This window comes from Butyrivibrio sp. XBB1001 (assembly GCF_000424505.1).
Taxonomy (GTDB): domain Bacteria; phylum Bacillota; class Clostridia; order Lachnospirales; family Lachnospiraceae; genus Butyrivibrio.
Window position 1 is genome coordinate 588,210 of the sequence record NZ_AUKA01000001.1, and the last position, 25,579, is coordinate 613,788.

Annotated in this window: 21 protein-coding genes; 1 reads left to right on the forward strand and 20 read right to left on the reverse strand. The window is 42.3% G+C overall.

What is annotated here, in order from left to right:
- Nucleotides 1-7: 7 nt before the first annotated feature.
- The 18 genes from G631_RS0102570 to G631_RS0102655 all read right to left on the reverse strand — a co-directional run bounded on the left by G631_RS0102570 (nucleotide 8) and on the right by G631_RS0102655 (nucleotide 22,719).
- Complete coding sequence (locus G631_RS0102570) at nucleotides 8-874, reverse strand: hypothetical protein (protein WP_026488117.1); 867 nt, start codon at nucleotides 872-874, stop codon at nucleotides 8-10.
- A gap of 121 nt (nucleotides 875-995) precedes the next feature.
- Nucleotides 996-3,038: a SpoIIE family protein phosphatase gene (locus G631_RS19845; RefSeq protein ID WP_051196739.1), complete on the reverse strand. Its 2,043-nt coding sequence runs from the start codon at nucleotides 3,036-3,038 to the stop codon at nucleotides 996-998.
- A gap of 69 nt (nucleotides 3,039-3,107) precedes the next feature.
- Nucleotides 3,108-3,737, reverse strand: a complete 630-nt coding sequence (locus G631_RS0102580; protein ID WP_242829048.1) for a L,D-transpeptidase — start codon at nucleotides 3,735-3,737, stop codon at nucleotides 3,108-3,110.
- Nucleotides 3,738-3,751: 14 nt separating this feature from the next.
- Nucleotides 3,752-6,262 carry an EAL domain-containing protein gene (locus G631_RS19850; protein WP_196803801.1) on the reverse strand — a complete coding sequence of 837 codons (2,511 nt, stop codon included), beginning with the start codon at nucleotides 6,260-6,262 and terminating at the stop codon, nucleotides 3,752-3,754.
- A 100-nt stretch (nucleotides 6,263-6,362) separates the two neighbouring features.
- Nucleotides 6,363-7,706, reverse strand: coding sequence for an MATE family efflux transporter (locus G631_RS0102590; RefSeq protein ID WP_026488120.1), 1,344 nt, complete (start codon nucleotides 7,704-7,706; stop codon nucleotides 6,363-6,365).
- A gap of 365 nt (nucleotides 7,707-8,071) precedes the next feature.
- Nucleotides 8,072-9,841 carry an arginine--tRNA ligase gene (gene argS / locus G631_RS0102595; RefSeq protein ID WP_026488121.1) on the reverse strand — a complete coding sequence of 590 codons (1,770 nt, stop codon included), beginning with the start codon at nucleotides 9,839-9,841 and terminating at the stop codon, nucleotides 8,072-8,074.
- 123 nt (nucleotides 9,842-9,964) lie between these two features.
- A complete protein-coding gene (locus G631_RS0102600; RefSeq protein WP_026488122.1) occupies nucleotides 9,965-10,660 on the reverse strand; it encodes a prolipoprotein diacylglyceryl transferase family protein in 696 nt (231 codons plus the stop codon).
- Complete coding sequence (locus G631_RS0102605; protein WP_026488123.1) at nucleotides 10,638-11,252, reverse strand: hypothetical protein; 615 nt, start codon at nucleotides 11,250-11,252, stop codon at nucleotides 10,638-10,640. Before G631_RS0102605 ends, G631_RS0102600 begins: the two co-directional genes overlap by 23 nt.
- Nucleotides 11,253-11,283: 31 nt before the next feature.
- The gene (locus tag G631_RS0102610; protein WP_026488124.1) at nucleotides 11,284-12,018 is read right to left on the reverse strand and encodes an epoxyqueuosine reductase QueH; all 735 of its coding nucleotides are present in this window, start codon (nucleotides 12,016-12,018) and stop codon (nucleotides 11,284-11,286) included.
- 271 nt (nucleotides 12,019-12,289) lie between these two features.
- Complete coding sequence (locus G631_RS20565; protein WP_026488125.1) at nucleotides 12,290-13,798, reverse strand: shikimate kinase; 1,509 nt, start codon at nucleotides 13,796-13,798, stop codon at nucleotides 12,290-12,292.
- Nucleotides 13,799-13,965: 167 nt separating this feature from the next.
- A complete protein-coding gene (locus tag G631_RS0102620; protein WP_026488126.1) occupies nucleotides 13,966-14,394 on the reverse strand; it encodes a hypothetical protein in 429 nt (142 codons plus the stop codon).
- A 174-nt stretch (nucleotides 14,395-14,568) separates the two neighbouring features.
- Complete coding sequence (locus tag G631_RS0102625) at nucleotides 14,569-15,348, reverse strand: ABC transporter ATP-binding protein (RefSeq protein ID WP_026488127.1); 780 nt, start codon at nucleotides 15,346-15,348, stop codon at nucleotides 14,569-14,571.
- 38 nt (nucleotides 15,349-15,386) lie between these two features.
- On the reverse strand, nucleotides 15,387-16,187 hold the full coding sequence (locus tag G631_RS17750; RefSeq protein ID WP_051196741.1) for an ABC transporter ATP-binding protein: 801 nt from the start codon (nucleotides 16,185-16,187) through the stop codon (nucleotides 15,387-15,389).
- A complete protein-coding gene (locus tag G631_RS0102635; protein WP_026488128.1) occupies nucleotides 16,178-16,981 on the reverse strand; it encodes an ABC transporter permease in 804 nt (267 codons plus the stop codon). The genes G631_RS17750 and G631_RS0102635 overlap by 10 nt, the downstream gene beginning before the upstream one ends.
- 77 nt (nucleotides 16,982-17,058) lie before the next feature.
- Nucleotides 17,059-17,298, reverse strand: coding sequence for a hypothetical protein (locus G631_RS0102640; RefSeq protein ID WP_026488129.1), 240 nt, complete (start codon nucleotides 17,296-17,298; stop codon nucleotides 17,059-17,061).
- A 49-nt stretch (nucleotides 17,299-17,347) separates the two neighbouring features.
- Entirely contained in the window at nucleotides 17,348-18,292 is a 945-nt protein-coding gene (locus tag G631_RS0102645; RefSeq protein WP_026488130.1) for an ABC transporter permease, read from the reverse strand.
- Between the two features lie 121 nt (nucleotides 18,293-18,413).
- A complete protein-coding gene (locus tag G631_RS0102650; RefSeq protein WP_081671199.1) occupies nucleotides 18,414-20,018 on the reverse strand; it encodes an ABC transporter substrate-binding protein in 1,605 nt (534 codons plus the stop codon).
- A gap of 1,069 nt (nucleotides 20,019-21,087) precedes the next feature.
- Complete coding sequence (locus tag G631_RS0102655) at nucleotides 21,088-22,719, reverse strand: cellulase family glycosylhydrolase (protein ID WP_026488132.1); 1,632 nt, start codon at nucleotides 22,717-22,719, stop codon at nucleotides 21,088-21,090.
- Nucleotides 22,720-23,441: 722 nt separating this feature from the next.
- Between G631_RS0102655 and G631_RS0102660 the strand changes: the two genes are divergently transcribed.
- Nucleotides 23,442-23,741 (forward strand): hypothetical protein, encoded by a 300-nt coding sequence (locus tag G631_RS0102660; RefSeq protein ID WP_026488133.1) that lies wholly within the window; start codon nucleotides 23,442-23,444, stop codon nucleotides 23,739-23,741.
- 193 nt (nucleotides 23,742-23,934) lie between these two features.
- On the opposite strand, the gene G631_RS19860 is transcribed toward G631_RS0102660, so the two are convergent.
- Together G631_RS19860 and nrdR are read right to left on the reverse strand one after the other, a co-directional pair.
- Complete coding sequence (locus G631_RS19860; RefSeq protein ID WP_026488134.1) at nucleotides 23,935-24,594, reverse strand: hypothetical protein; 660 nt, start codon at nucleotides 24,592-24,594, stop codon at nucleotides 23,935-23,937.
- A 101-nt stretch (nucleotides 24,595-24,695) separates the two neighbouring features.
- A complete protein-coding gene (gene nrdR / locus G631_RS0102670; protein WP_026488135.1) occupies nucleotides 24,696-25,208 on the reverse strand; it encodes a transcriptional regulator NrdR in 513 nt (170 codons plus the stop codon).
- Nucleotides 25,209-25,579 lie beyond the last annotated feature (371 nt).

Below are 25,579 nucleotides of genomic sequence, written 5' to 3' on the forward strand. Positions count from 1 at the left end.
TCCTTTTTCACACCAGAAATATCGTTGCAAAATAAGTCACGACAGCCACTGCGGCCACGCCAAAAAATACAGCACTGACGTTGACAATCCTGTCAAAAGTCGCCGTAGTCCTGCCCTTTATCAGCAAATAGATTGTATAAGGAATTGCCCCTACAACAGCCATTAAACCAAAAGCTACAAATGTAACAGGGAAAAGAACTATGGATGCCACTCTTACGCTTTCCTTCTGCTGGAAAAACCAGGTGACAAAAAATGTATAGATATAGCCTGCAGCAAAGCCTCGCACCGCAGCTAAAAGAACTCCCATCGCAATTGGAAAAAGAGTATAAAAGCTAACTCCGTCAAACAAAGCCGAATCTAACTGGCCAACGAGCTCATAGGCAACAAACAACATCATACCAATCATATTTGGCCTGAATCTTGCAGAAAGAGGGAGTTTACTTCTCTTAGCATCTAAAGAACTGTTTGCCCTAAAGAAATCCCTAGCCTCCTTGGAAATACCATCTTCCTTTTTGGAATTTGCAAATAAAGACTTGATGCGGTCTTTCCTTGCAGCCTTGACCTTAGAAGTGATCTCATCAAGACTTCCCTCATAAACCGTATCAAGCTTTATTCCAAAAGTATGTCTGCTAGTCTTTAGGAAAAGATAATCCTCAGTCCACTTAACTTTTTCTATCTCACTAAAGCTGCAGGTAACATCTTTAAAAAGGCCATCATAGCCCCTTATTACTTCATTTATTCCATTCTCAGTGACCGTGATATAAGATCTGGCGCCACCTGAAACATAGGCCATCTCATTAGTTTTCTCATCAAAAGGCCACTGACTCTGTCTCTTTTCGACTATATCAGTAGTAAATAAAAACTCCGCTTTCAAAACTTTTCTCCCGTTATCATGTTTCTTTATATTTTTAAGCCTTGCATATTATACCAAAAACGGAAGGCTCTTTAAAATAAAAAACAAAATAGCGGAATCATCTGTTGCGTACTCAAGTGCCTTATAACTTCAAATAATCAAAGAAATTAAATCCCAGCATAGTAATGTCATCAAACTGCTCAGCACTGCCCCTGAACTTGGCCACGGAATCGGACAAAAATGGAAGTATCTTGGTAAAAGACTTATCTTTTACAGTATTGATCTCATTTGTGAGCCTGTCAGTGCCGTATTGCTCAACCTCTTCATTTATAGCCTCTGGAATACCATCTGTGTAGACAAATAGCTTATCTCCAGGTTTAAGCTCAATCTCATATTCCTTGGTCTTTAATCCCTCCATGGCAGCAAGCGCAAGGCTGTGCTTATCCTTGAAAATCTCAAAATCTCCGCCTGCACGCTTTATCAGAGGGTACTCATGGCCTGCATTGGCGCACTTCATGACTCCAGTTGAAAGATCTATGATTCCCAGCCAGACAGTGACAAACATCTCAGCATCATTGCCCTCGCAAAGGGCATTGTTGGCCTTTGCCAGGATTTCTCCAGGAGTTTCACCTGTCTCAGCAAAACTTCTGATAGCTGTCTTACTTCTCATCATGAATAAAGATGCCGGAATTCCCTTACCGGAAACATCCGCTATAACAAGGGCAATCCTTTTGCTGTCTACGAAAAAGAAATCGTAGAAGTCTCCACCTACCTCTTTTGCCGCCTTCATAGATGCAAAAATCTCAAACTCATCTCTACCCGGGAAATCAAAAACCCTCGGAAGGGATGACTCCTGAATGGTCCTTGCAAAAAAGAGTTCCTGCTCAATTCTCTTTTCCGCAGCATCTATATAGCCCTTTAGAGTATCAACAGTCTGATTGATATCATCAGAAAGGGACGCAAACTCAGAGGAGTTTCTTACCGTCACAACCTCATTAAGGTCACCATTAGTGATCTTATCAAGAGAGGTATTAATAAGATCAATGTTATTTACCACAATCTGCCTTACCAAAAAGGCAATCAGCACATATATAACCGTAAATAGCAGAATATCCGCAAAGCCTGTTTCATAAGCCTGAGCGTTTCTGTACCAGTACATCTCACTTTCAGGAATGTAGGTAAGAAGGATCAAGTCTGAAGAAAGGCTATCTACCCTGTTAAAGGCCATTTCCTCGAAGTACTCTGCCCTGTAAATTCTCTTTCCCTGATGGTCCTGGATGCTGGCCAGCGCATTTATAGAAACCTTATCGTTTATATGCTTGCCGGCAATTATTGTTCCATCCGGCCTTATGATTTCAAAAAATTCAGAGGACTCGGGAACAACATACTTAAGTCCCGCAGAAAATCTAAGTTTCACATCCTCAACCTGATCGTTCATCCGGTTGCTTCCATCCTGATAGGCAGACTGAGTCTGAACCAGAAATGAAAAGGCAAAGTTTATGGCGATCACGGACAAAGTAACTATAAACAGCCATTTCTGGAAGGTCTGTGAAACAGATACCTTCTCACCAGAAACATCCCTTAAAGGATTTTTCCATTCTCCTGCCTGAATCTGCATGATAATAGCCATTGCAGCAAGACAAATACCGGTAAAAATGATCATTGGTATGGCGCAGGCCCTTACAACCACGAAAGCCATCCTCATATCTGCTCTGTGGGTGATGAACACAACATACATATGGAACACTTCCATGACTGCTCCCATAAAGAAAGCAAACATAGGTGAGGGCTTTTTACCTTTAAAGACTTTTTTATTCATCAAAAGAGCTACAAAGCCCGCAAGGCACGTTGACAAGCTGCAGGCAATCCTGGTGTAGGAACCAATTCCAAAATAGGTTCCAGCTATATATCTTTCTATGCCGCCGATCAGACCTGCGATAACGCCAGCTGCCGGGTGGAAGTAAAGTCCCGCAGCAAGAGGCGCCACATCACGCAAATTTAAAAGCATGTCTCCATAGTCCACCCCAAAATGAGTGGACAAAACTGAACACATGCCATAGATAAGTCCTATTATAAGTATTGAAGCCTTGCTTAATTTCTTTTCCCTGAAAAAGCGCCACAAAACGATTGTTAAGACAACGTAAAGTGCCGATATTGCTGACATTTTGATAATCATTGATAACATGATCCTACATCCTCTGCCTAATTATTTATACAAACGAAATATAAAAAGAAAAATCTTTATATCTAGTGGTCAGTGAACTATGACCATGGTGCCAATGTTTACCATATCATAAAGAGAATTAGCCACATCACTTGGCAGATTCACGCATCCATGAGACCCATTTTTCTTGTAGATTTCACCTCCGAACTCACTTCTCCAGCTGGCATCGTGAAGTCCCACAGCTCCGGTAAATCTCATCCATCTATTGACCCACACGTTCCAGGTAGGTCCCACCAGGTATTTTCCGGGGACTTTGGCGTTTATAAAAAATACTCCTGTTGGCGTTCCATTACCATTGCTGGTATTTCCTGAAACAATTGCTGAGGAGAGCACTGGTGCTCCGTCAACATAATAGATCATCTGCTGATTTGTAAGATCCACATCAACATAAGTAGTAGGCGTATCCAAAGTATCATCTCTATGCCCTGTTGCCGCCTCCTGGGCATTTTTAAATCTTCCTTCATTTATTCCAAAGGTAAGATAGTGGCTGTAAAGAGCATTGGGGTCAGTCCCATAGGCCGCCGCTACATCGGGATAATAGGAAGCATAAAAACCCGGGTCAAAATCACTGGCTTTGGCCTTTTTAAAGCCTGCTCCCAGTAAAAAGATAAACATCACCGCAGCCAGACAGCTCCTTACAAGCACTTTTCTCATATTCATACGTCCACTTCCTTTCAATCTATTTCTACCTGAAAATCGATAGCTGAACTAGGGTCAAGAGGTTTACTAAAGTAATAGCCCTGCACAGCATCTGCCTGAAAATCGCAAAGTCTTTTAAACTGCCATTCTTCCTCTACGCCTTCAATGATAATAGTCTTATTTATGTCATGAACAAGCTTAATAACATCGCCTATAAAGCCATCCTTTTCCGGAACAAGGTAATTATCTACAAGGGACTTATCAAGCTTTATCTCATCCACAGGGACATAAATCAGATATCCAAGGGACGAATAACCTGTTCCAAAATCATCCATCAGAATCCTGATGCCCAGTCCCTTAAGCTCTGCAAAAAGCCTATCCGACTGAATACTCTTTTCCAGTAAAAGACTCTCTGTGATCTCAATCTCTATATATTTAGCGGGTATATCGTACTCTTTTAACAAGTCACTGAGAAAAGAAACATAACCAAGGTCATTAACCTGCTTAGAAGAAAAATTAATTGATACCGGAAGTAGTTCTTTTCCCTGAGCCTTCCATACTGCAAGCTGCTTAATGACCTTCTCAGTCACAATACGCCCCAGCCTTGTGACCCAGCCGTTCTTCTCTACTATAGGTATGAATACTCCCGGGCCTTCCTGTATAAATTCAGCTCTTACCAGTGCCTCAAAACCAACCACCTTGCCAGTTAGAGTCTCTACCTTTGGCTGGTACAAAATGTAGAACTGGTCTCTGTCAAAGGCTTCAATCACAAGATTCTTTAGCCTGCTTTCTTCCCTCAGCCTAAGCTGCATCTCGTCAGCATAGATAAATGCAGTATTTTTGCCCATATTCTTGGCCTCATACATGGCAATTTCAGCATTTATGATATGCTGCTCCGGAAGGCTCTCAAAATTCGAATTTGAAACTCCTATGCTGGCAGATAGAAGTATCGTCTCTTCGCCCACAACTATAGGCTTTCTAAAGGCCTCCAGGATCTGTATTACTTCTGCAGAATCAGTATCAAGATTCACATTAGGAATCATGATGATAAACTCATCACCACCGTATCTTCCAGTTAGCCAGTTGCCCTTTTCGGACATCTCCTTTAGCTCTTTTGACAGATGTTTGATAATATAATCCGCCATGCTATGTCCATAGTTCTCGTTCACGTCCTTAAAACCATCGATATCAACCATGACGATTGCATATTTATCACCGCTCTTAACTTTTCTTGCTAAAGTATCAACTATAGCTCTTCTATTTAGAAGATCTGAAAGTTCATCGTGGTCCGCCTGGTATTTTAGCCTGTTCCTTGATTTTTCCAAATCCTCTTTTGAACGCTTTAGCTGCTCATTATCTATTCTCTGCTGGGAAACGGCCATGTTAGAAGTAACGATCAGGATTAAAAGCGCCGTAACTATCATGACAGCAGCAGGTAGCACTTTACTGTAATAGGTAAAAAGATTTTCCGGCTCCCCAATATATTCAGTGAAAATAGGAAGTTGTTTTTTGCTAATACCATATTTCTGCATTAAAGGATAGCTGAACACGCTTTTGCTAGGTGTATCAAGGTCAAGTGCATAGTTAGAAATGTCTGCTCCATTTTCCAGAATGTCAACAATGATAAGGGCTGCATCCCTGCACTGATGCCTAAAGTCCATGTAAACGCCGCCCAGAACTCCCTGCTCTCTTCCTCCGGAATAGTTCCTTATAATTGGTACATCTGCATACTTTACAACCGTATTAGTCCTATCTAGAACTGAATAGGTATTGCCCTCACAGTCGCTGTAGCAGGTCATATAAAGGAGCACTGCATCGTCACTTGAAATTCCTTGCAATGCTGCAACAAGCTCATCCTGCGTAAGAAGAGCGCTGTTTATATCTGTAAATTTGTATCCAGGGTATTCTAAGTCAAGAGAATAGAATATCTCTTCATCCGCTATACCTGCTGCGGAATTGTCGTGAAGAGCAACCAGTTCTTTTCTCTCTGGAAAAAGAGCTATTGCAAGATCGATACAGTCGCTAAGATAGTCCATCTCATAAAAGCCTGTCATCATGGGGGTCTTGGCAGCTTCCTCGGCAAAGTTTTTGTCATTTACTCCAAAAAACACCATAGGAAGATCCTTAAAAAGCTCATCCTGATACTTTAAGGCAAACTTAACAGCATCGTCATCTCCAAGAAGGACTGCCTCATAACCGTTATCCTTTTTTAACCTGTCCTTAAAGAAGGTATGGAACATCTCTATATCATGCTCAGATCCATATTTCTTGGTATCCATATACGCAACATCAAACTCTATTCCGTTTGGATACAAGGTCTCCTTGAGGCCTTCGATCTGATCATTATAAGTATAATAAAGCGGATTATATGAGCACAGGAAAAGTACTCTATGACTGACCATAGTAGGACTCTGGACAGAACTAGAAAGCTCGTCAGAACGTGATATTCTGATGAGCTCAAATATTGAAGATAATAGTAATAAAACACCAATCACACTTAAGGTGTAGCGTACATAAAAAAGAAACTTTTTCCTGTCTTTACTCATACGTTTTGCCATCACAAAATAAACGTAAATTGCTACACCTTAATTATATTTTAGATTAGTTTGTTATTTAATTAAAAAACCATTAAAACACTAATAACTTTTACTCAACAACTCTGTGTATCCACTTTCCAGAGCGGAATCTAAAGGTAAATATAATGCCTCTTATAGCCCAATCAGCAAACATACCAATCCATACTCCCATAGCTCCCATTCCCACAACTCTGATGAGGTATGTAGCCAGAGTAACTCTGCAAAGCCACATGGTTAGGGTTGCGATTATCATTGAGAATTTCACATCGCCTGCAGCCCTCATGGCATAAGGAGTAACAAAGGAAGGCGCCCACAAAAGTGGCTTGGCGATTGTGATCCAACCCAGCATATAGATGCAGAGGCTTGCGCTCTCTGGCTCCATGCCGGCCAGGAATGTGACAGGCCTTGCAATAGCGTAGGTAAAGAGACAGCTAACAAGAATGGCTATATATCCCCATCCAATCATCTTCTTGGTGTAATAGATAGCTTCATCCTTGCGCCCTGCGCCAAGACACTGGCCTGTTATGGTCATAAGTCCAATTCCAACGCCAATTCCGGCAACTCCGTTGACGTTCTCAAAAATGTTAGTCATAGACTGAGCTGCAATAGCCATAGTCCCAAGGGTTGATACTGATGACTGTATTGCCAGTTTACCAAACTGGAACATGGAGTTCTCGATTCCATTTGGAATTCCCATGGCCATGATACGATGGATCTTTGGAAAATCAGGTCGGATCTTAAGGTAATCTCTGACGGATATTTCCTGATTCTTTCTGCGTAAAAGAGTTAGCAGTACTACCGCTGAAAAGACTCTTGAAAGGAGTGTTGCTATAGCAGCTCCATAAACTCCAAGGCCAAATCCCCAGATAAGAACTGCATTACCGGCCACATTTAGGATGTTGGACACTATTGCCACGTTCATTGGAAGTCTTGTGTTGGACTGGGCCCTAAAGATGGCACTTCCCGCAGCGGCAAGGGATATTCCCGGGTAAGAAAGAATAGTTAAAAGAAAATATATGCTGGCTGCCTTATAAACATCTGGCTCTATCTGGCCAAAGATCACTCTTAGGAGTTGGTTTCTAAATATGAGACAAACTAGCATCAAAACAAAAGATATGAAGGCTGAAACGAGGATGACCTGTCTTGCGGCATCCTGAGCCCTTTTCATATCTTTTTGTCCTACATATGTGGAGCAGATGATAACTCCGCCTGTAGCCATGGCATTAAAGGCCTGGACCACAAGGTTATTGATGGAATCTACAAGAGATACTCCGGAGAGAGCCGCAGCTCCTACGTTGCTGACCATCATGGAGTCTGCCATTCCCATCAGGGAGTTCAAAAACTGTTCCGCTATAATTGGAATCAGCAACAGGAAGAGCTTCCTGTTGCTGAACATGTGCTGTGTGTCTTTCATTTAAAATACCTTTAGGGGGATATGCGATTCTTTTTGGCTTGCTCGGTCGAAATGTACAAAGGTATGGATCGGCGATGCTACAAAAAGAATCTGCATATCTGCGTAATGAATCATTGCAGTGATTTCGCGATATCACGCATGGCTCCACTTCGTTCTCGCCATGCTACGTCCATTCGGAACTCGTCGGTCATTTTGTTCGCGATATCACGCATGGCTCCGCTTCGCTCTCGCCATGCTACGTCCATTCGGAAATCGACATACTCACTTCGTTCGTATGTCTTTTTTCCTCATGTCCGTACGGTCCTCAAGGTCACATTTATATGTCTGCGAGCAGCCATAAATGTGACTTTTCGTCCCTATATCGCTCACATCCTCTCTGGTGCTGAGAAGCCGAGAAGATCTATACCTGTTTCTAATATCTTCAGTGTTGTTGCGATGAGGGCGATGTAGCTCTCTTTCTTGGTTGCGTCAGTTTCTGCAAGGATCTTGGTTCCGTGGTAGAAGCTGTTAAAAGCGTTACTAAGGTCGTAGATGTAAGCACAGATTCTGTTAGGTGCAAAGTCCTTGGCTGCGCCTTCGATAGCATCTGCAAATCTTGTAAGCTTAAGCATAAGTTCCTTCATTGCAGGGCTGTCAGGATTGCCGAGCTTGGCATCCTTGACGCTTGCGCCCTCTGCTTCATACTTCTTGAGGATTGACTTGATACGAACCATTGTGTAGAGAATGTATGGGCCTGTATCTCCCTCAAAGGAAGTGAATTTCTCTATATCAAAGATGTAATCCTTGGATGGCTGGTTTGAAAGATCACCATACTTAAGAGCAGAAAGAGCAATCTTGTGAGATGTGTCTTTTGCCTCATCCTCTGGCATATCAGGGTTGCCTTCCTTAATTCTGTTGTACATCTTATCATCGATCTCAGCTATAAGATCACCAAGTGGCATAACTCCGCCTGCTCTTGTCTTGAAAGGCTTGCCGTCCTTGCCATTCATTGTACCAAAGCCAACAAAGTGAAGCTCTGTCTCAGGCATAACGAGCTTGGTCTTGCGAGCGCATCTAAATACCTGTGTAAAGTAAAGCTCCTGCCTCTTATCAACTACATAAATGATGCCCTGTGGGTGGTTCTCATCCATACGCTGCTTGATTGTAGCAAGGTCTGTTGTATTGTAAAGAGATGCTCCATCTGACTTAAGGATCATGCAAGGTGGAACTTCCTTGGTATCTGTCTCTTCAGCAACGTCTACAACAAGGGCTCCCTGGCTCTCATGCGCATATCCATGGGACTTCATATACTCTACCATTCCAGGAATAACTGGATCAGCATCAGACTCGCCCTTCCAGAGATCGAAATCTACGTTAAGGTTCTTGTAGTTCTTTTTAAGGTCTGCAAGAGAAACATTCATGATATGGTGCCAAAGAGCTCTATAAGGCTTGTAGCCATCCTGGAGCTTCTTGGTAGCATCCATAGCCTTGGCCTTGAAAGCCTCGTCCTCCTTGGACTTGGCGCTGGCTGCAGGATAGATTTCTCCCAGCTCTTCTACTGTAAAAGGAGCTTCCTTGGGATATGCTCCCTCGTAATTTGGATCAAAGTAGCACAGATCTGGCTTTCTAACTTCAAGTTCAGAAATTACAAGACCCATCTGAAGGCCCCAGTCGCCAAGATGTGCATCACCAATTACCTTATTACCTGTATATTTAAGGATTCTCTTGATACTCTCACCAATAACTGCGCTACGGAGATGTCCTACATGAAGAGACTTGGCAACGTTTGGTCCGCCGTAGTCGATGATGTATGTAGGCTCGTGGGCAGGTCTGTCAACTCCAAAGTGCTTCTCATGGAGCATCTTGACAATGTATCCCCTTGCAAAATCTCCACTTACTGTGATGTTAAGGAATCCTGGCTTAACAGAATCAACCTTATCAAACATTTCATTGTTCTGGAGCTTTGCTGCAACCTCATCAGCAATAATAAATGGAGCCTTGCCATATTTCTTGGCACCAGCCATAGCGCCATTGCACTGGTATTCGCAAAGGTCAGGACGGTTAGAGATTGTTACTCTTCCAAGGTCCCTGTCATATCCAGCTGCCTCAAAGGCATCTCCTACTTCTTTAGAAATTAGTTCAAGTACTTTTTCCAAAATTAAACCTTCTTTCTTATGATTTATAACTAAACTTCAACTTTTCTTTTACTGTTATAAGAAGATAACTTAATCGATTTTAACAGAGTTTTCCAATTATGTGAAGTCTATATTTTACCCGTATTACTGTCTGACTTGCAGCCTGTCTTTATTGTTTATAGCACTTATTATCTGCATGGTGCACAGAACAATCACGATCACAAGGCACATGATCTGATTTTGTGAAAAGATATGCTCTACATGCGTATCTCTTAGAAAATCAAGCAGAATCTTGGCGCAGGCATAGACTATAGCTGCAATTACAGGCTTAAAATGCCCTCTGATATCCAGGATTACTGATCCTAGAAATAGCAAAAGAAATACCGCCGCCTCAAGAGCCTGTATGGGAAAAACTTCTATTCCTTCTCTTCCAGACACAGAAAAAGCCCCGTGATATGGGAGTCCTGCGCAGCACCCGGCAAAAGAGCAACCTATTTTCCCAATTCCGTACATAAGTGGAAGAGCCATAAAAAATGATCCTGCAAGTTCCCTTTTATACTGCGGGGTTATCATAGCCATGGTAAAAATTCCAAGGCCTATTCCTACTGCAGCTCCGGTACCGTTAAGACCAATTGCCTCTCCGGCAGAAGTTATAAAGGTCACACCAATTGAAAGGCTCAAAAGAAGTACTACTGACAACATCACCGTATAGCCGATAATGTTTCCTGGCACTCCTTTTCTTTTGCTCCTCAATACTGCAAATCCAATTCCCAAAAGCAGGGATAAAAAAATCATCAATCTGTACATAGCTTCAAATTTAATAATGACATCCCAACGCATCAAGGAAGACCCAGCAAGTTGCAAAAAGCAAGATTACTGCAAAAAGAGTAAGGGCAATCTCAGCTATCATTACGATCATAATGATCTTGCCGCCCTTATTCTTAGGATACTTGACTCTTAGAATTATCATCAGTATCAGCGCTGCAATATACAGGAAAAATGCGCCACCACCAAAAATATAAGATATATCGTCATCATAAAAAGAGCTGCTCAGGGCATTTACATATGAAGAAATCCCCGGCATAATATGCCCAAGTGCAAGGCATATAGCAGAAGCCAGAACCAGCTTTTTAGCTTTGGGATCTGTATCATCCGGATGCTGAGCCTGAGGTTTTGGTGTAACATACCTTGGCTGCTGATTTATTGGTGGAACATAATACCCTGGCTGCACCGGCTGTTGCATCTGCACCGGCTGTTGCATTTGTGGTTGCATCTGCATTGGCTGCATAGGTGGCAATGGCTGCGCCTGTATCGGCTGACCTGTAGCAGGATCAAAACCTGCAAGCATATTCGGATCAAGGCCCTGGCCGCCATCCAAATCTTCTGAAACCGGCTGACCTGTCACCGGATCATATTTAATATCATTCCCCATTTTAATTCCCCTTTTCTATATTCATCAAAACTTATTCACTACGCTCTTTCTTTTCCCTCTCCCTCTGAGCCTTGGAAAATCCACAGCCGCAAAAGTCCTGCCTATATAAGCCAAACTTATGAGACAGCTCGATTGAACGCTTATAACCATTTTTCTTTTTAAAATCAGAAGGCAAAAACTCCACTCTAAAACTCTCTTGCCCTGGATCTTTCGCAGTTTTCTCTAAGTTGATTTTCCTTGCTGCCTCCTCGCCTACTTCATTTAAAACATCAGCGTTTTTAAGAGGGCTGATTGTTAGGGTGGTTGTGAAATACTCATATTCCTTCTCCCAGGCAATCCGCGCCGTTTCATCAAGTCTTAGTTCAAAGCATTTCCTACATCTGTCACCGCCCTCAGGGCAGTCTTCATACCCCTTTGCGGCATCAAGAAAATCCTTAGGAATGTAGTCTACCTCCAGAATCTCAATCTTTCTGGCCCTTTCATCTGAATTCATCCCGTCAAAAGAGCCCTCGTCCACCTGCCTATTATACTCTGAAATCAGTCTTTTTTCTTCCTCAACTCTTTTCCTGTACTCAGCCTCTTCTGTAATATTGGGATTATAGAAAAAAACTGTTACATCAAAATACTCCCTTAGATACTCAAGACAGTATGAGGAGCAAGGTGCACAACAGGCATGCAATAAAAGCCTCGGATGCGCATTTTCTTTTTCAAATTCTTCTATTTTCTTTTCAAGTTCTTTTGAATAATTTCTCTTATTTGTGTTCATATTTCTTTCTCAATGCTAAATAGGCACGTTACATTCTTCAGATCATACAGTAGCGTGGACATCTACGTGACACCGTTTTATCTTTAGGCTGTTATCACGTAGTTTTGCTATGATTTTCTGGCATTCTACGTGATACATTCCTTTAACAAGCCTCTCCTCACGTATTTTTTCCAAATATCTGTTTGTTTTTACGTGTTCTACTACTAATAAAGAGCAGCGTCTCACGTAGACGCTATAAATATCATGCTTGTTGCTCTGTCACATCTTTTTCTTATCTAAATGACATTGCCCCGTCCCCAAGTACCATTTCGCAGACTTTACTAGCAATTTCCTCCGGCGTCAAATCATCGGTATCGATTATGATGTCCGCACAAGACTCATAAACCGGTCCCCTGTCAGCCTGCAGCTTTTTAATCTTACCGAGAGGATCTTCACCCTTTAAAAGGGGTCTGGAATCATCATCCTTAATTCTCTCGTAAACTTTTTCGGGACTGGTTCTAAGGTAGATAACCTTGCCAAGCTCTTTTAACATTTCTCTGTTCTCTTCGCGAAGAACCAAACCTCCTCCCAGGGAAATGACCATCTCCCTGAAATGCTCAGAAACTGCAGTAGCCAAAAGAGCTGTCTCCATATCTCTGAATACTTCCTCGCCGTCGTCTGCAAAAATCTTGTTGATACTGCGGCCCTCAGCCTCCACGATAGCGGCATCTGTATCCAGCATTTCAAGGCTAAGCTTATCTGCAAGTATCTGGGAAACTGTAGTCTTGCCGCTTCCCATAAAGCCCTCAAGGATTATATTGCGGGCCCCTGTAACTTCAAGAACAAGGGATCTGTAGATATCATCTGCCTGTTCCTTGGTGATGCGCACAAGATTTCCATTTTCATCCGTAAGTTCATCAGAAAACCATAATTCATAGGCATCAATTCCCTGATACAGCAGCATCTTAAGGCCTGAATAAGCTACAGCCCCAGCCTGCCTTGCAAGCTTCATAAACTTGGTATCAATTGGCCTGTAGACCATATCAAGCGCAGCACTTACATGCTGATAAAACTCAATATCCTCAATAACTGCGCTATTCACATCCGGGAAAAGACCTACTGAAGTGCACTGGAGGGCTATGAATTTTTCTTTTTCCTGATATAGATCCTTGTAGTCCTCAAGGCGCATAGGATGAACTATCTCTGGATAATCCGCAGCTTCTCCTGCGGCATTTATCCCATCTGCCGTGAGCTTGTCATCTCTTTTCATATCAAAAAGAGCTCTGTTAACCTCATCTGCCACGTCTCTGGCCCTGTCAAAGGTTCTGTTAAGAATATAAACCCTTTTGGCTCCCTTGCTGCCACAGAGGAAAGCTGCTGGCCTTGCAACGCCGCCAGCTCCCAGGATAACAACAGTTTGTCCGGCTATTTCAACGCCTTCATCTAGCATGGCGCGGTAAAGGCCTGTCATATCCGTATTATAGCCCTTAAAGCCGCCATTTGGCGTTCTAACCAGCGTATTAACTGCTCCAATTCCCTTGGCAAGAGGATCTATGTCCTCAAGATAAGGAATAACCTCGCTTTTATGAGGAATTGTCACATTCATCCCCTTTATATCAAGAGCAAGAGCCCCCTTTATGGCATCTCCAACGCTTTCAGTCTCCACTTCAAAAGGCACATATACCATGTTGATCCCAGTAATTTGCGCAAGACTATTATGTATAAGCGGTGAAAGAGTATGTCTCACCGGATTACCCATAAGACCGCAAACAAAAGTATTTCCATCAGTATAGTTCCCCATAGAAGCCTCCTTCTTGTGTAGATGCCCAAGTATCTAAACTTTCTGTCACATTGTCCTAATTATACTAAATCCTAACGCTTTATACCACGGCAAAATCAAATAAGAAAGGGTAAAAGAAAAGGAGACACCTTTTGATGTCTCCCGAAATAATCATATTATAAAAAATGTTACAGCTTGATAACTAAACCATCTTCTGTTCCAGTTATAATGTTGCTCTGCTTGCCAGTCATATCCTTTCCGCCAACAAAGTACTGATACTCGTGGAGGATCTTGTCCTTCTGCATTCCAGAGATGGCCTGCTTCATATCCTCTGATGCAAGTCCCTTCTCGCCAAAAAGATCAATTGAGGAGCTGTCATACTGTCCAAATGAAATAGCAATATTCTCAATTGAAGCATTTTCTCTGACTGGTATTTCTTCAACGGTAAGGTCAAGGCCCTTTTTAGGTTCTTCCTGCTGTAGTTCCTTCTTTGGCTGCTCATTTGGCTGAACCTGAACCTTTTCTAAATTGCCTACCTTAACGTTGTTATCTACTGCCGGAGGTATATTGTAAGCATTATAGTTATTAAGATAACCACCAAGTTTATCTAATGCCATACTCCTCGTCCTTTCTGATCACATCCCTATTTTTCAAAGGATATATCGGAAAAAACACAACAATACTTAATATAAGTATACAAAAAAAGCCCTAAAATCCAGCATGTTTAATGGGATTTTAAGACTTTTAATATACTTTTTATAATTCAGTTCTATGCGGTTTCAAAAAGATTGTCAGGCATTTTCCGCTGTTTTATCCTTCCTGATGCCTGCGGCTTCAAGGAGCTGTCTTGTGTACTTGGCCTGAGGCTTTTTGTAGAGCTGTTTGGTCTCACCATACTCCACAACACGGCCATTTTTCATGACCATAACATGGTCACTGATCTGGTAGACGACTCTAAGATCGTGAGAGATAAAAATAATTGAGATTCCGTGCTTCTTATGAAGGTTCTGAAGTAGCTCCATGATCTGGGCCTGAATAGTTACATCCAGCGCAGAAACCGGCTCATCAGCGATAAGAAGCTTGGGCTCCCGCATAAGAGCCATTCCTATGCAGACTCTCTGCCTCTGGCCGCCCGAGAGCTGTGAAGGGAATCTATCCAGCATGCTAAGTGGCAGCTCAATCTCCTCCATGATCTCTTCTACTCTTTTTCTCCGCTCCTCTTTAGTCCACTTTCTCTCTTTGTCGACCTTGAGGGGCTCCTCCAAAAGCCAGCCAATCTTCTTGGCAGGATTAAGGGAATTGTAAGGGTCCTGAAAGACCATCTGGGGCCTATTGTACTTCTGCCAGATTTCGCCCTGATAGTCCTTGTTGATGCCAACAATAGCCCTTGCAAGCGTTGATTTACCGCAACCCGACTCCCCGGCTATTGCCAGCACTTCTCCCTCTTCCATGTCAAAAGAAACATCGAAAAGAGCCTGTATTTTTTTGTCTGTTTTTGAAAAGAGCTTGTGCTTCCTGTTCTTGTAAAAGACGTTCAGGTTACTTACTCTTAGAACTTTTTCTTTTTCCATAATATCTATTTTCCATTTTTGACAATGATCAGCCCTCATCACTCCCCTAGATCAATCTTGGGAATAGCCGCGATGAGCTTCTTGGTGTAGTTGTGGCGAGGCCTTGTGAAGATAGCATCTGTATCTCCAGTCTCAACGATATTGCCCTTCTGCATTACAATAACTCTTTCGCAGAGCTGGCTTACAAGGCTAAGATCATGGGAAATAAAGATGATTGATGTTCCCTTTTCTCTGTTGAGCTTCTTTAAAAGATCCACAATCTGTGCCTGGACTGTGACATCAAGGGCTGTTGTGGGCTCATCTGCAATAAGAATCTGAGGATTGCCTATCATGGCTGCAGCGATCATAACTCTCTGCCTCATACCGCCAGACAATTCGTGAGGATACATGTAGTAAACTTCCTCGGCATGCTCAAGCCCCACGTCCCCCAGCATTGCTATTGCGCGTTCCTTGCGCTCTTTCTTTTTAATCTCAGGGTGGTGGATCCTAAGCGGCTCCTCCACCTGCCAGCCAATTCTTTTGACAGGATTAAGACTTGTCATGGGTTCCTGGAAGATGATTGATATCTCATCTCCCTGAAAAGAACGCAGCACTGCTCTGTCGCAGGTTAGAAGGTCCTGACCTCTGAACATGATCCTGCCTGTCTTCCTGATGGCATGTCTATTTAAAAGACCTGCAATCGCAAGGGCACTCATACTCTTGCCTGAACCTGATTCTCCCACGATTCCTACAATCTCGCCCTTTCCAAGCATCAGATCAAAGTCCTCAACTGCAGTTTCAGGAGTGGAGGAATCATGGAATTCTATGTGAAGATCCGTAACATCGAGGATTATTTCCATCTCTTTATACCCTCCCCTAAAAATGCGAAGCCAAGAACTATAAGAACGATGACAATACCTGGGCACAACACGTAACTAGGCCTTGTAAACATGTACTGCTGGGCATCTGAGAGCATTCGGCCAAGGCTTGCGTAGGGCGGCTGAGAGCCAACGCCTAAATAGCTAAGTCCTGCCTCTGCAAGAACTGCGTTATTAAAGCCAATAAGTATAGAAGATGCAAAGACTCCCTTGATGTTAGGCAGTATGTGCAGGAAGATCATCCTGACGTCAGATACTCCCTGAAGCCTTGCATTTTCGATATAATCCATATTTTTTACCCTGAGGACTTCTCCTCTTACAATCCTGGCAAAACTGGGAACAAAGGCAATTCCAAGAGATGCCACAAGCTGCGGCCAGCCAACGCCAAATACGCTGACAATTACAAGAGCCAGGAGAATACTAGGAAAGGCAAAAAGAGCATCGATTACCCTCATGGTAACCTCGTCCACCATTCCGCCGTAGTAACCTGTCACAGCGCCAATCACGGTGCCAACTCCCGCGCCGATTATAATTGTTCCAATGGCGATCATAAGGGTCACTCTGCTACCGTACATAACTCTGCTAAAGACATCACGGCCCATATTGTCAGTTCCAAAGAGATGCTTAAAAGAGATACCCTGAAGCTTCTCAGAGGCACTCATCTTGGTAGGCTCGTAGGGCATCCAGAAAAAGCCCACAATTATCATAAGGAGGATTACACCCATGATAATGCCGCCAATAACAAGGTATGGATTTTTTAAAAATTTTCTTATCATTTTATTTTTCATTGCTCATTTATTCCGACATTTTCGACTGCTCATATAACACTTATTAAAACCTGCCTATGGGAGGTTTAGTTGTGATGTTCAAAAATATCCACATCCCAGTTTAGTCTATTTATTTCTGATAAAGATGGATAAATTGATTTTCCATATTTGCCTCTAGTACCGTTTTGGGGACACAAAGCATCAGACGGCAAATCCCATTCCGCCTCGCACTCATCACAACAAATATATATTTTATTTGTCTTTTCGTTTTTGACTATCTCAAGCAAGCCTTGCTTACAAATTTTACAAAGTCCAATATTATACATTTTATCCTGCTAACTTTCTCTCTTTTCCCCTATAATGTTAGCTTTTGTATCAATCTTCTATGCTGATTCTAGGGTCAATGACCCTGTAGATCACATCCACAAGGAAGTTGATCACAATAACGATTGTGGCGATTCCCATGATGATGGCCTCAACCACTGGATAATCCCTGTTACTGATGCTGCTAAGGAGAATTCTGCTGATGCCCGGAATATTGAAAACCTGCTCTATTACGATACTTCCAGCCACCATGTCTGCAAGGGCCATGCCCAGGAAGGTGATGACAGGTATCATAGCGTTTTTAAGAACATGTCTATATAAAACACCGTTGGTGTTGTTTCCTCTGCTATATGCGGTTCTCGCATAATCTTTTCCCGATTCATCGATAAGGTTGCCCCTTAGCATCTTGACGGTCATAGCCACCTTGGGAAGGGCTATCGCCAGGGATGGGAAAAAGAGATACTTAAGAAATCCGCCAAAATCATCTGTATATGAAATAAATCCGCCTGGAGTAAACAGCTTAAATATCATGCCAAACACAAATGTGATCAGGATTCCGGAAAAGAAAGGCGGAATAGCCATGATGACCTGATTTATAACGGTAATTGTCCTGTCCAGGATTCCGTTTTCATATTTAGCTGTAAGTATTCCAAGGGGAATAGAAATCAGTACTGTGAAAAGAAATGCCAAAAGCCCCAATGTAAGCGTAATTGGGATCTTTTTGACGATGAGACTTGCCACGGAAACGCTATAGCTATAGCTTGTGCCAAAGTCTCCCTGAAGAAAAGCAAAGAACCATCTAAAATATCTTACAAGCAGCGGGTCGTTAAGGCCCATGCGCTCTCTTGTCTGCTCTATAAGTTCAGGGGATGCCTCAAGTCCCAGCATTCTGACGGCCGGGTCCCCTGGAAGAACATTAAAAGCGAGGAATACGCATAATGAAACCACAACCAAAGTAACTACTGTTGAGATAAACTTTTTTAATGTGTATTTCATATCGTATTCCCCGCCAAACATTTTTCTCATGAATCCTGCATAATGCAAGATTCCACTTGTATTTTATTGTACATGTTTACAGGGCTATATGTCCAATGATAAACGTGTATTTCTAAATCTTTTACTGCGCTGGTCTGATCTTAGCAATATCCTGAACATAGAGAGGATAGAAAACATATCCTGTAAACTTCTTGTTAAGGACTACAAATTCAGGAAGGTCCTGAATATAAACGCTTGCTGCTTCCTGTGAAAGGATTGTCTCGCACTCTTTGTAGTACTGAGTCTTAGTATCATCATCAGTTGCTGCAGAAGCATTTGCATAAGCTGTATCATAGGCTTCACTATTAAAGTTTACGAAGTTCTTGCCATTGTCTGATACATATCTTGAAAGAAGTGCTGATGCTGAAAGTGTAGAAGCATCAATACCTACTACTGTAGCTTCGTACTGTCTGCCGCTGTATACATCAGAAACCCATGAATTCCACTCAATTTCCTGGATGTTTGCTGTTACGCCGATCTCTTTAAGCTGCTCAGCAATTACCTGGGCTGTATCTACGTGCTGACCATAGTTAGATGGAACTGTGATAGTAAACTCAAATCCATCTGGATATCCTGCCTCTGTAAGAAGCTCTTTTGCCTTGGTTGTATCAAGGTTGTAGGTGTCGTTAAGTTCAGGCATGTAGTATTTGCTAAATGAAGGGAACATAGCTGAACCAACCTCTGTTCCTGCACCATCTGATACAAAGTCCATGATGCCCTGTGGATCTACAGCATAGCAAAGAGCCTGACGAACTCTTACATCATCAAAAGGCTTAACTGCGTTGTTGAGGTAAAGAGCCTGTACAAGGTTCATTGTTCCCTCATAAACCTCAAATTTGTCTGAAAGCTGTGCAACCTGTGTTGGTGTAACACGAGCCATCATATCAATAGAGCCGCCCTCAAGATCCATTACGATAGCGTCCATATTAGCTTCGATCTTGAAAACAACGTCCTTGATATATGCCTTCTCTCCCCAGTAATCATCGAATCTTGTAACAACGAAATTCTCCTGTGGTGAGTTTGAAACATACATATATGGGCCAGTTCCGATAGGTGTTGTCTCAGGATGCTCGTTAGATGCTGGAATAATAGCGACTGTGAGCTGTGTCAGGAAATCTGAATCAGCTTCCTTAAGAACAACCTCTACGTGGCTGTCATCAATTACATTTACACTGTCAATCTTGCCATAGGCCTTGATAAGTGGCTCGCTGCCATCTACGCCCATGTTACGTTCAAGGGAATATTTGATATCCTCTACTGTAACGTTTGATCCGTCGTGGAACTTGATGCCATCTCTAAGAGTGAAAGTGTATGTTGTACTGTCCTCTGAAATCTGGTAGTCGCTGGCTACAGCAGGGTTAAGATTACCGTTTTCATCAGCCTTAACAAGGCCTTCAAAAATGTTATAGAATACTTCTCTTGTTCCTGCCCCTGTTGCGTTGTGTGGGTCAAGACCGTCAATGTCCTGAGGTATTCCTACAGTAAGCTTGGAAAGATCATCCGTAGTCTCAGCAGCTGGTGTCTCTGTGCTGGTCACTGTTTCAGTGCCTGCCCCTGTGTTCTCGCTCTGATTCTGGGAATCTCCTGCCTTGTCACTTGAGCATCCGCTCAATGCAACAGTCAGCGTTGTTAACACGACAGATAGAAGATAGCTTGCTGCCCTTCCATTAAGTCTTTTTCTCATCATGTTAAAATCTTCCTCCTATTTAATTGATTTGTAGCTCCCTGAAGTGGAATCTACGACCGCGGCGTACTCCTCGGACGCCACATAAGCACTATAAAACTTCGTCAAAGAATTGTCAACCCGCAGTATTTGGTAACGCAGGGTGTTTGCGCATCCGCTGGTTTCGTGCTGTAAGTGAGCGCTAAGCTGCAAATGCTAAATCTGCTCACTTCACCTTCGTCGTAATGCATGGGCTTTGCTCCTCTGACTAGTTTTCTATGGTTCAAATCCTAGTGAACCATAAGCAGAAAACTAGTCTTCGTTTCAAAGCCTCATGCATTATCTCCTCCGTGCGAATGTCTCGCAGCTTTAGCATTTTTGCAGCTCAGCTTACTCTTTTGAAACCCGGTCGCGGATTCACAAACGCTCCTGCTACACCGCAATACTGCCCGCCACGCCCGGAGCCATCAACTGTTTCGTGGCGGGCTGTAAGAGACTGAGTATTAGTTAGTGCACGGCAAGCGTTACTAGAGCCTGGAAAGCAAGAGGCTATCGCCTCTGCTTTCCAGGCTATGTGCTCCGCACATATGTTGATTGCATGAAATTACGGCCTACAGCCACTTTCGTGTAAAACCACATAAATTCTCTCTTATACGCAACTATGCTTATCTACCATTTTCGTGTAAGTGCCCCGCTATACTACTCTTAACTTGTTTATATGAATTTACGCCTTTCAGCTATTTTCGTGTAAAGCCTCCAGCTCTACTCTCTTGACTTGTTTATATGCATTTACGCCTACAGCCACTTTCGTGTAAAACCACAAAAATTCTCTCTTACACGCAACTATGCTTAACTACCATTTTCGTGTAAGTGCCCAGTTCTACTACCCTTGACTTGTTTATATGAATCTACGCCTTTCAGTCATTTTCGTGTAAGGCCTTCAGTCCTGCTCTCTTAACTTGTTTATATGTATTTACGCCTACAGTCCTTTTCGTGTAAGGCCTCCTCATAAAAGCAAGAATCTCCCCGCGCACACGCAGGGAGATTCTAATGTGGAATATGAAAAAATGTATTTTGATGTAACTCGAACTTATTACTCTACTGTAACATTTACAGATGTTCCGATAGAGCCGCTTCCCTGGATACCAAAATCAGTAGAAGCGCCAGGTGTAAGAGTTGAGTTCCAGCTCATAGGAGTGATAACGTAGCTATCACCTTCCTCGGCGACATTTACACACCAACTGGAGTCAATCTTAACTTCACTCTTCTTAACCTTAACAGTCCATGTGTTTACTGTAGCTGCGCCATCATTCTTAACCTTGATGAGTACCTGATAGCCTGAACCCCAGTTATTAATTGTGTACTCAGCCTTAAGGCCTGTAGCTACTGGAGTTGGATCTGGATCCACTGGAGTAGGATCAACTGGCTCTGGATCAACAGGTGTTGGATCAGGATCTACTGGTGTAGGATCTGGGTCTACTGGAGTAGGCTCTTCTGTGCCAGGGATTTCTTTTCCATTGATTGTTGCAGGTGTTCCGTCAACATGCTTCATGATAGCATCGATGATTGCTGGGTCTTTCCACTGAAGTGAGTTTCTATCGATGTACATGTGGCACTCGCCGTTTGAACCTGAAGCATCATTCTGGTAAACATTGTTATCCCAGATAACCATAGCTACATTGCTATACTTGGCAGCTGTTCCCCAATAGTAATCAGCCCACTTAACACGCTCTGATGTGTTATTTCTGTTAGTAGCACTTGTCTCACCTACTACTACAGGAACGTTCTTTGAAAGGAACTTAGAATTAAGGTCATTAAAGAATGAATCAATGTCCCACTTAAGGTTGTCGTCAAATTTTGTAACAAATGTATCACTTGCAAGTGCGAAGTAATAAGGAATGTAAGCATGAACTGAAAGGATCAGTCTGTTGCTTGCAGAATCCTTAGGAAGCTTGAAGCCATCAACCATGCAGCCTTCGATTGAAGCGTCATATCCAGGAACCATAACGCATCTGTTTGCGTTGTTTCCGCCTGTTGCTCTGATAGCATCAAGTGCAACCTGGTTGTAATCATTGATGCAAGCTACTGCCTCTCTGATGTCTGAGCTAGGGTTATTTCTTGGGAACCACCACTCTTCGCCATGGCCTACAAGTCTAGGCTCGTTCATAGTCTCAAAAATAAGATGTGAGTCATAGTTCTTGAACTCAGTAGCGATCTGTGTCCAGATAGACTTGAAATATGCCTCTGAACGGCTCTTGTTAGCATTGTTTGGATAATAGAAATTCTTCTCAGAACCAATGTCATGGTGAGAATTGAGAATTACATACATATCGTTGGCGATACAGTAATCAACTACTTCCTTGACTCTCTTCATTACGAAGTCAGGAATCTGGTAGTTAGAACCTGTTGTATACTGTCCCCATGATACGGGAACACGAATTGTATTAAATCCAGCCTTAGCCACTTCATCGATAAGTGCCTTGGTTGTTGCTGGATTTCCCCAATAAGTTTCATTTAAAGATGTCGCTGGATAAGTATAAGCCTGGCTGATTGCATCTAAGCTGTTTCCGATGTTCCAGCCTACCCTCATATCTGTTACAACCTCTGTCGCTGTCTTATCTGTAGTGCCTGCTGCATGAACTGTAGCTGCAGGAGCAAAAGATACAACAGTGAGCACAGCCAAAAGAACTGATAAACCCCTTTTAATGCATTTTAAATTGTGCATTATTTTGCACCTCCCATATTTTCTGTCGCGACAACTATATCATATGGTTATGGGAACCAATTGTCAATATAATTTAAACATTTTTGTAATATATTTGTAATAGTTCAGAAAATTCAGTCTATTAACTACTAACGGTGATAATATCTTCTTTAAAACCGACATTATATTTCTATGGCTTTCCTGCGCCTACCTTGGTGAGAGCACTACTTTATACGAAAGTGCCATGGAAGCGTAATTGCATGTAAACAAGTTTTTGGGAGGCTTTATACGAAAGTGATACATTTGCAGAATTGCGTGTAAGTCGGCATTTTACTGACTTTATACGAAAATTGCATAAAGCCACAATTTCATATAAACAAGTTTTAGGAGCTATCGGCCGAGGTAGATTTTCGACTTATACGAAAGTGCCATGGAGGCGTAAATGCATGTAAACTAGCTTCTGAAGTGCCTTATACGAAATGAATAGATTTGCAGCGTTGCGTATAAGCCGGTATTTTACTGGCTTTACACGAAAGTTACATGAAGCCGCAATTTCATATAAACAAGTTTAAAAGGAATCGGCCGAGGTAGATTTTCGCTTTACACGAAAGCATTAGCAAGGCAGATTTCATACAAAAACAGTGCTTAAATAGCCTTACCTTGTGATACAATATATTAGTGAATTCAAAATATTAGTAAAATCAAGATATATATTCGAAAAAATATCAAGGCGAGGTATTCAAATGGGTGAAATTATAACTATACTGATATATGCAGGAGTTATCGTAATTGCAATCGCTGTCAGACACAAGAAGGTGACTGAGCGGGCGCAGCAGTCTTCCTCCATGCCCCATAGGCATTCAGCCCCTGGCGAATATGTTTCTTTTAACAAATATGCCAAGAACAATTCCGCAGGAACAATGCCTCACGTTCATGAGACCAGGAAATATACAACTTCAATGTCTGATGCTTCCAAGCTTCCGCCTGGATATATCCTCTTAAACGGAGAGCCTGTCCGCGTTGCAGACCTTGAGGGCAAGTAATTAAGTAAAAAACCATTGGACATCCTACTCGTCTGCAAACTGCTAGTTCATAATAGCTAACAGAATTCAGATCAACTGCCATGTATTAAAAAGATTAAGGACCATCATTACATCTTAGTAACGATGGTCCTCTATTATTTATTCTTAGTTCTATCACAGATTTACCTTGTCTATCGCAGTTTCATCCTGTCTATCACAGATCCAACCTGTCCACGGAAAAGAGACATGGTATAACAAGGAAGTTATCTCCTTTGGCCTTGACTCTGTCAAAGTGAGACTCAGGATCAACCTCCAGCCATCTCTTTATGGCTTCTGACTCCTTATCAAGTCCGCTGATATTCACATTATTCCTAGGCTCCTCATAATATGAGAACAAAAGATTCTCATGCATTGAGATATAGGCGTATTTGTCGCCTTTCAAAAGTCCCTCGTCCACTATTTCCTTGTGGTGGAGAATGTAAGAAGTGAGCTTATCCGGGTAAACAAAAGCAATTCTTCCAACTCTAGTCTTGACCGCAGTCGTTCTCTCTTTTTCCCAAACATCAAGATCATCTTCAGGAGTGTGATGGTAATACACGTTGATCATAGGGACAAAATAGGTGTCGCCATCTTCCCTTGGCCAGGTTTTCAGGAAATCCTTGATGTCAGTTAGAATATCCCCCACCAATTTCTCTGCCACAGACTCAACATAGATAAATCCCATATCTTTATATCTGTAAAAAGAAATATTGACAAAATCCCCTCTTCTTATAGCCTGGGCAGCCTTTTCTTTGCACTTATCTATTGCCTGCTGGAAGCTGTCAGCGCCGCATTCTTCTTTAAAAGTGCATCTGTATTGGTATCTCTTTAGCATTTTCCCTCCATTTGCCAAAAATAACCCCAAGCCCACTGCACACTCTAAGCGTTTAGAGCCAGTAAACCTGGGGTGTTATTAGCTACTTATTATTATTTCTTTTACTCTTTCTTGAGAAGTGGAGTGTTCTTGTCTGTAGAATCTGTGATGGTTCCATCAGCTTCCTTGCGAAGCACTGACTTAAGCTCATCCATAAAGGTATTCACGTCCTTGAACTCTCTATATACGGAAGCAAATCTTACATATGCAACAGGATCAAGATTCTTCATCTTATCCATCACAATCTCACCAATAGCGCGGCTGGGGATCTCTTTTTGCTCCATGTTGAAGACTTCGGTCTCCACAGCATCAACAAGCTTGGTGATCTGCTCAGCGCTTACCGGGCGCTTATGGCAGGCTCTGAATACGCCAGCTTCTATCTTGGCTCTGTCGTAAGGCTCACGAACATCGCCCTTCTTAATAACGATAAGAGGGATTGTCTCAACCTTCTCATAGGTCGTAAAACGCTTGCCGCAGGAATCGCATACACGTCTTCTTCTGATAGAAGTGTTCTCATCTGCTGGCCTTGAGTCAATTACTCTTGTGTCATCTTTTCCACAAAAAGGGCATTTCATGGGATTTCCTCCGTTATCTCATTACTCTCATTTACTAGAAACAACTTTCCGATTGCAAGTTTAATTGCCTGTATAATTGCAATATAAATATACCACACTGTATATTGTATAGACAATTAAACATCACACAAACTATTGTATCATCATTTCTCCGTCTTTTCTACACTAAATTGCGTTTTATTGTTATCACTAGTAAAACTTTTGTGGCTTTACACGAAAGTGCATAAAAGCCACAAATGCATATAAACAAGTTTTAGGTTGTAGTGCTAGCTGAGACTTTATGGCTTATACGAAAATAGCGTGCAGGCTGATTTGCATGTAAGCCAGGTTTTTGGTGGTTTTACACGAAAGTGTAGTTAAGGCCAGATTTC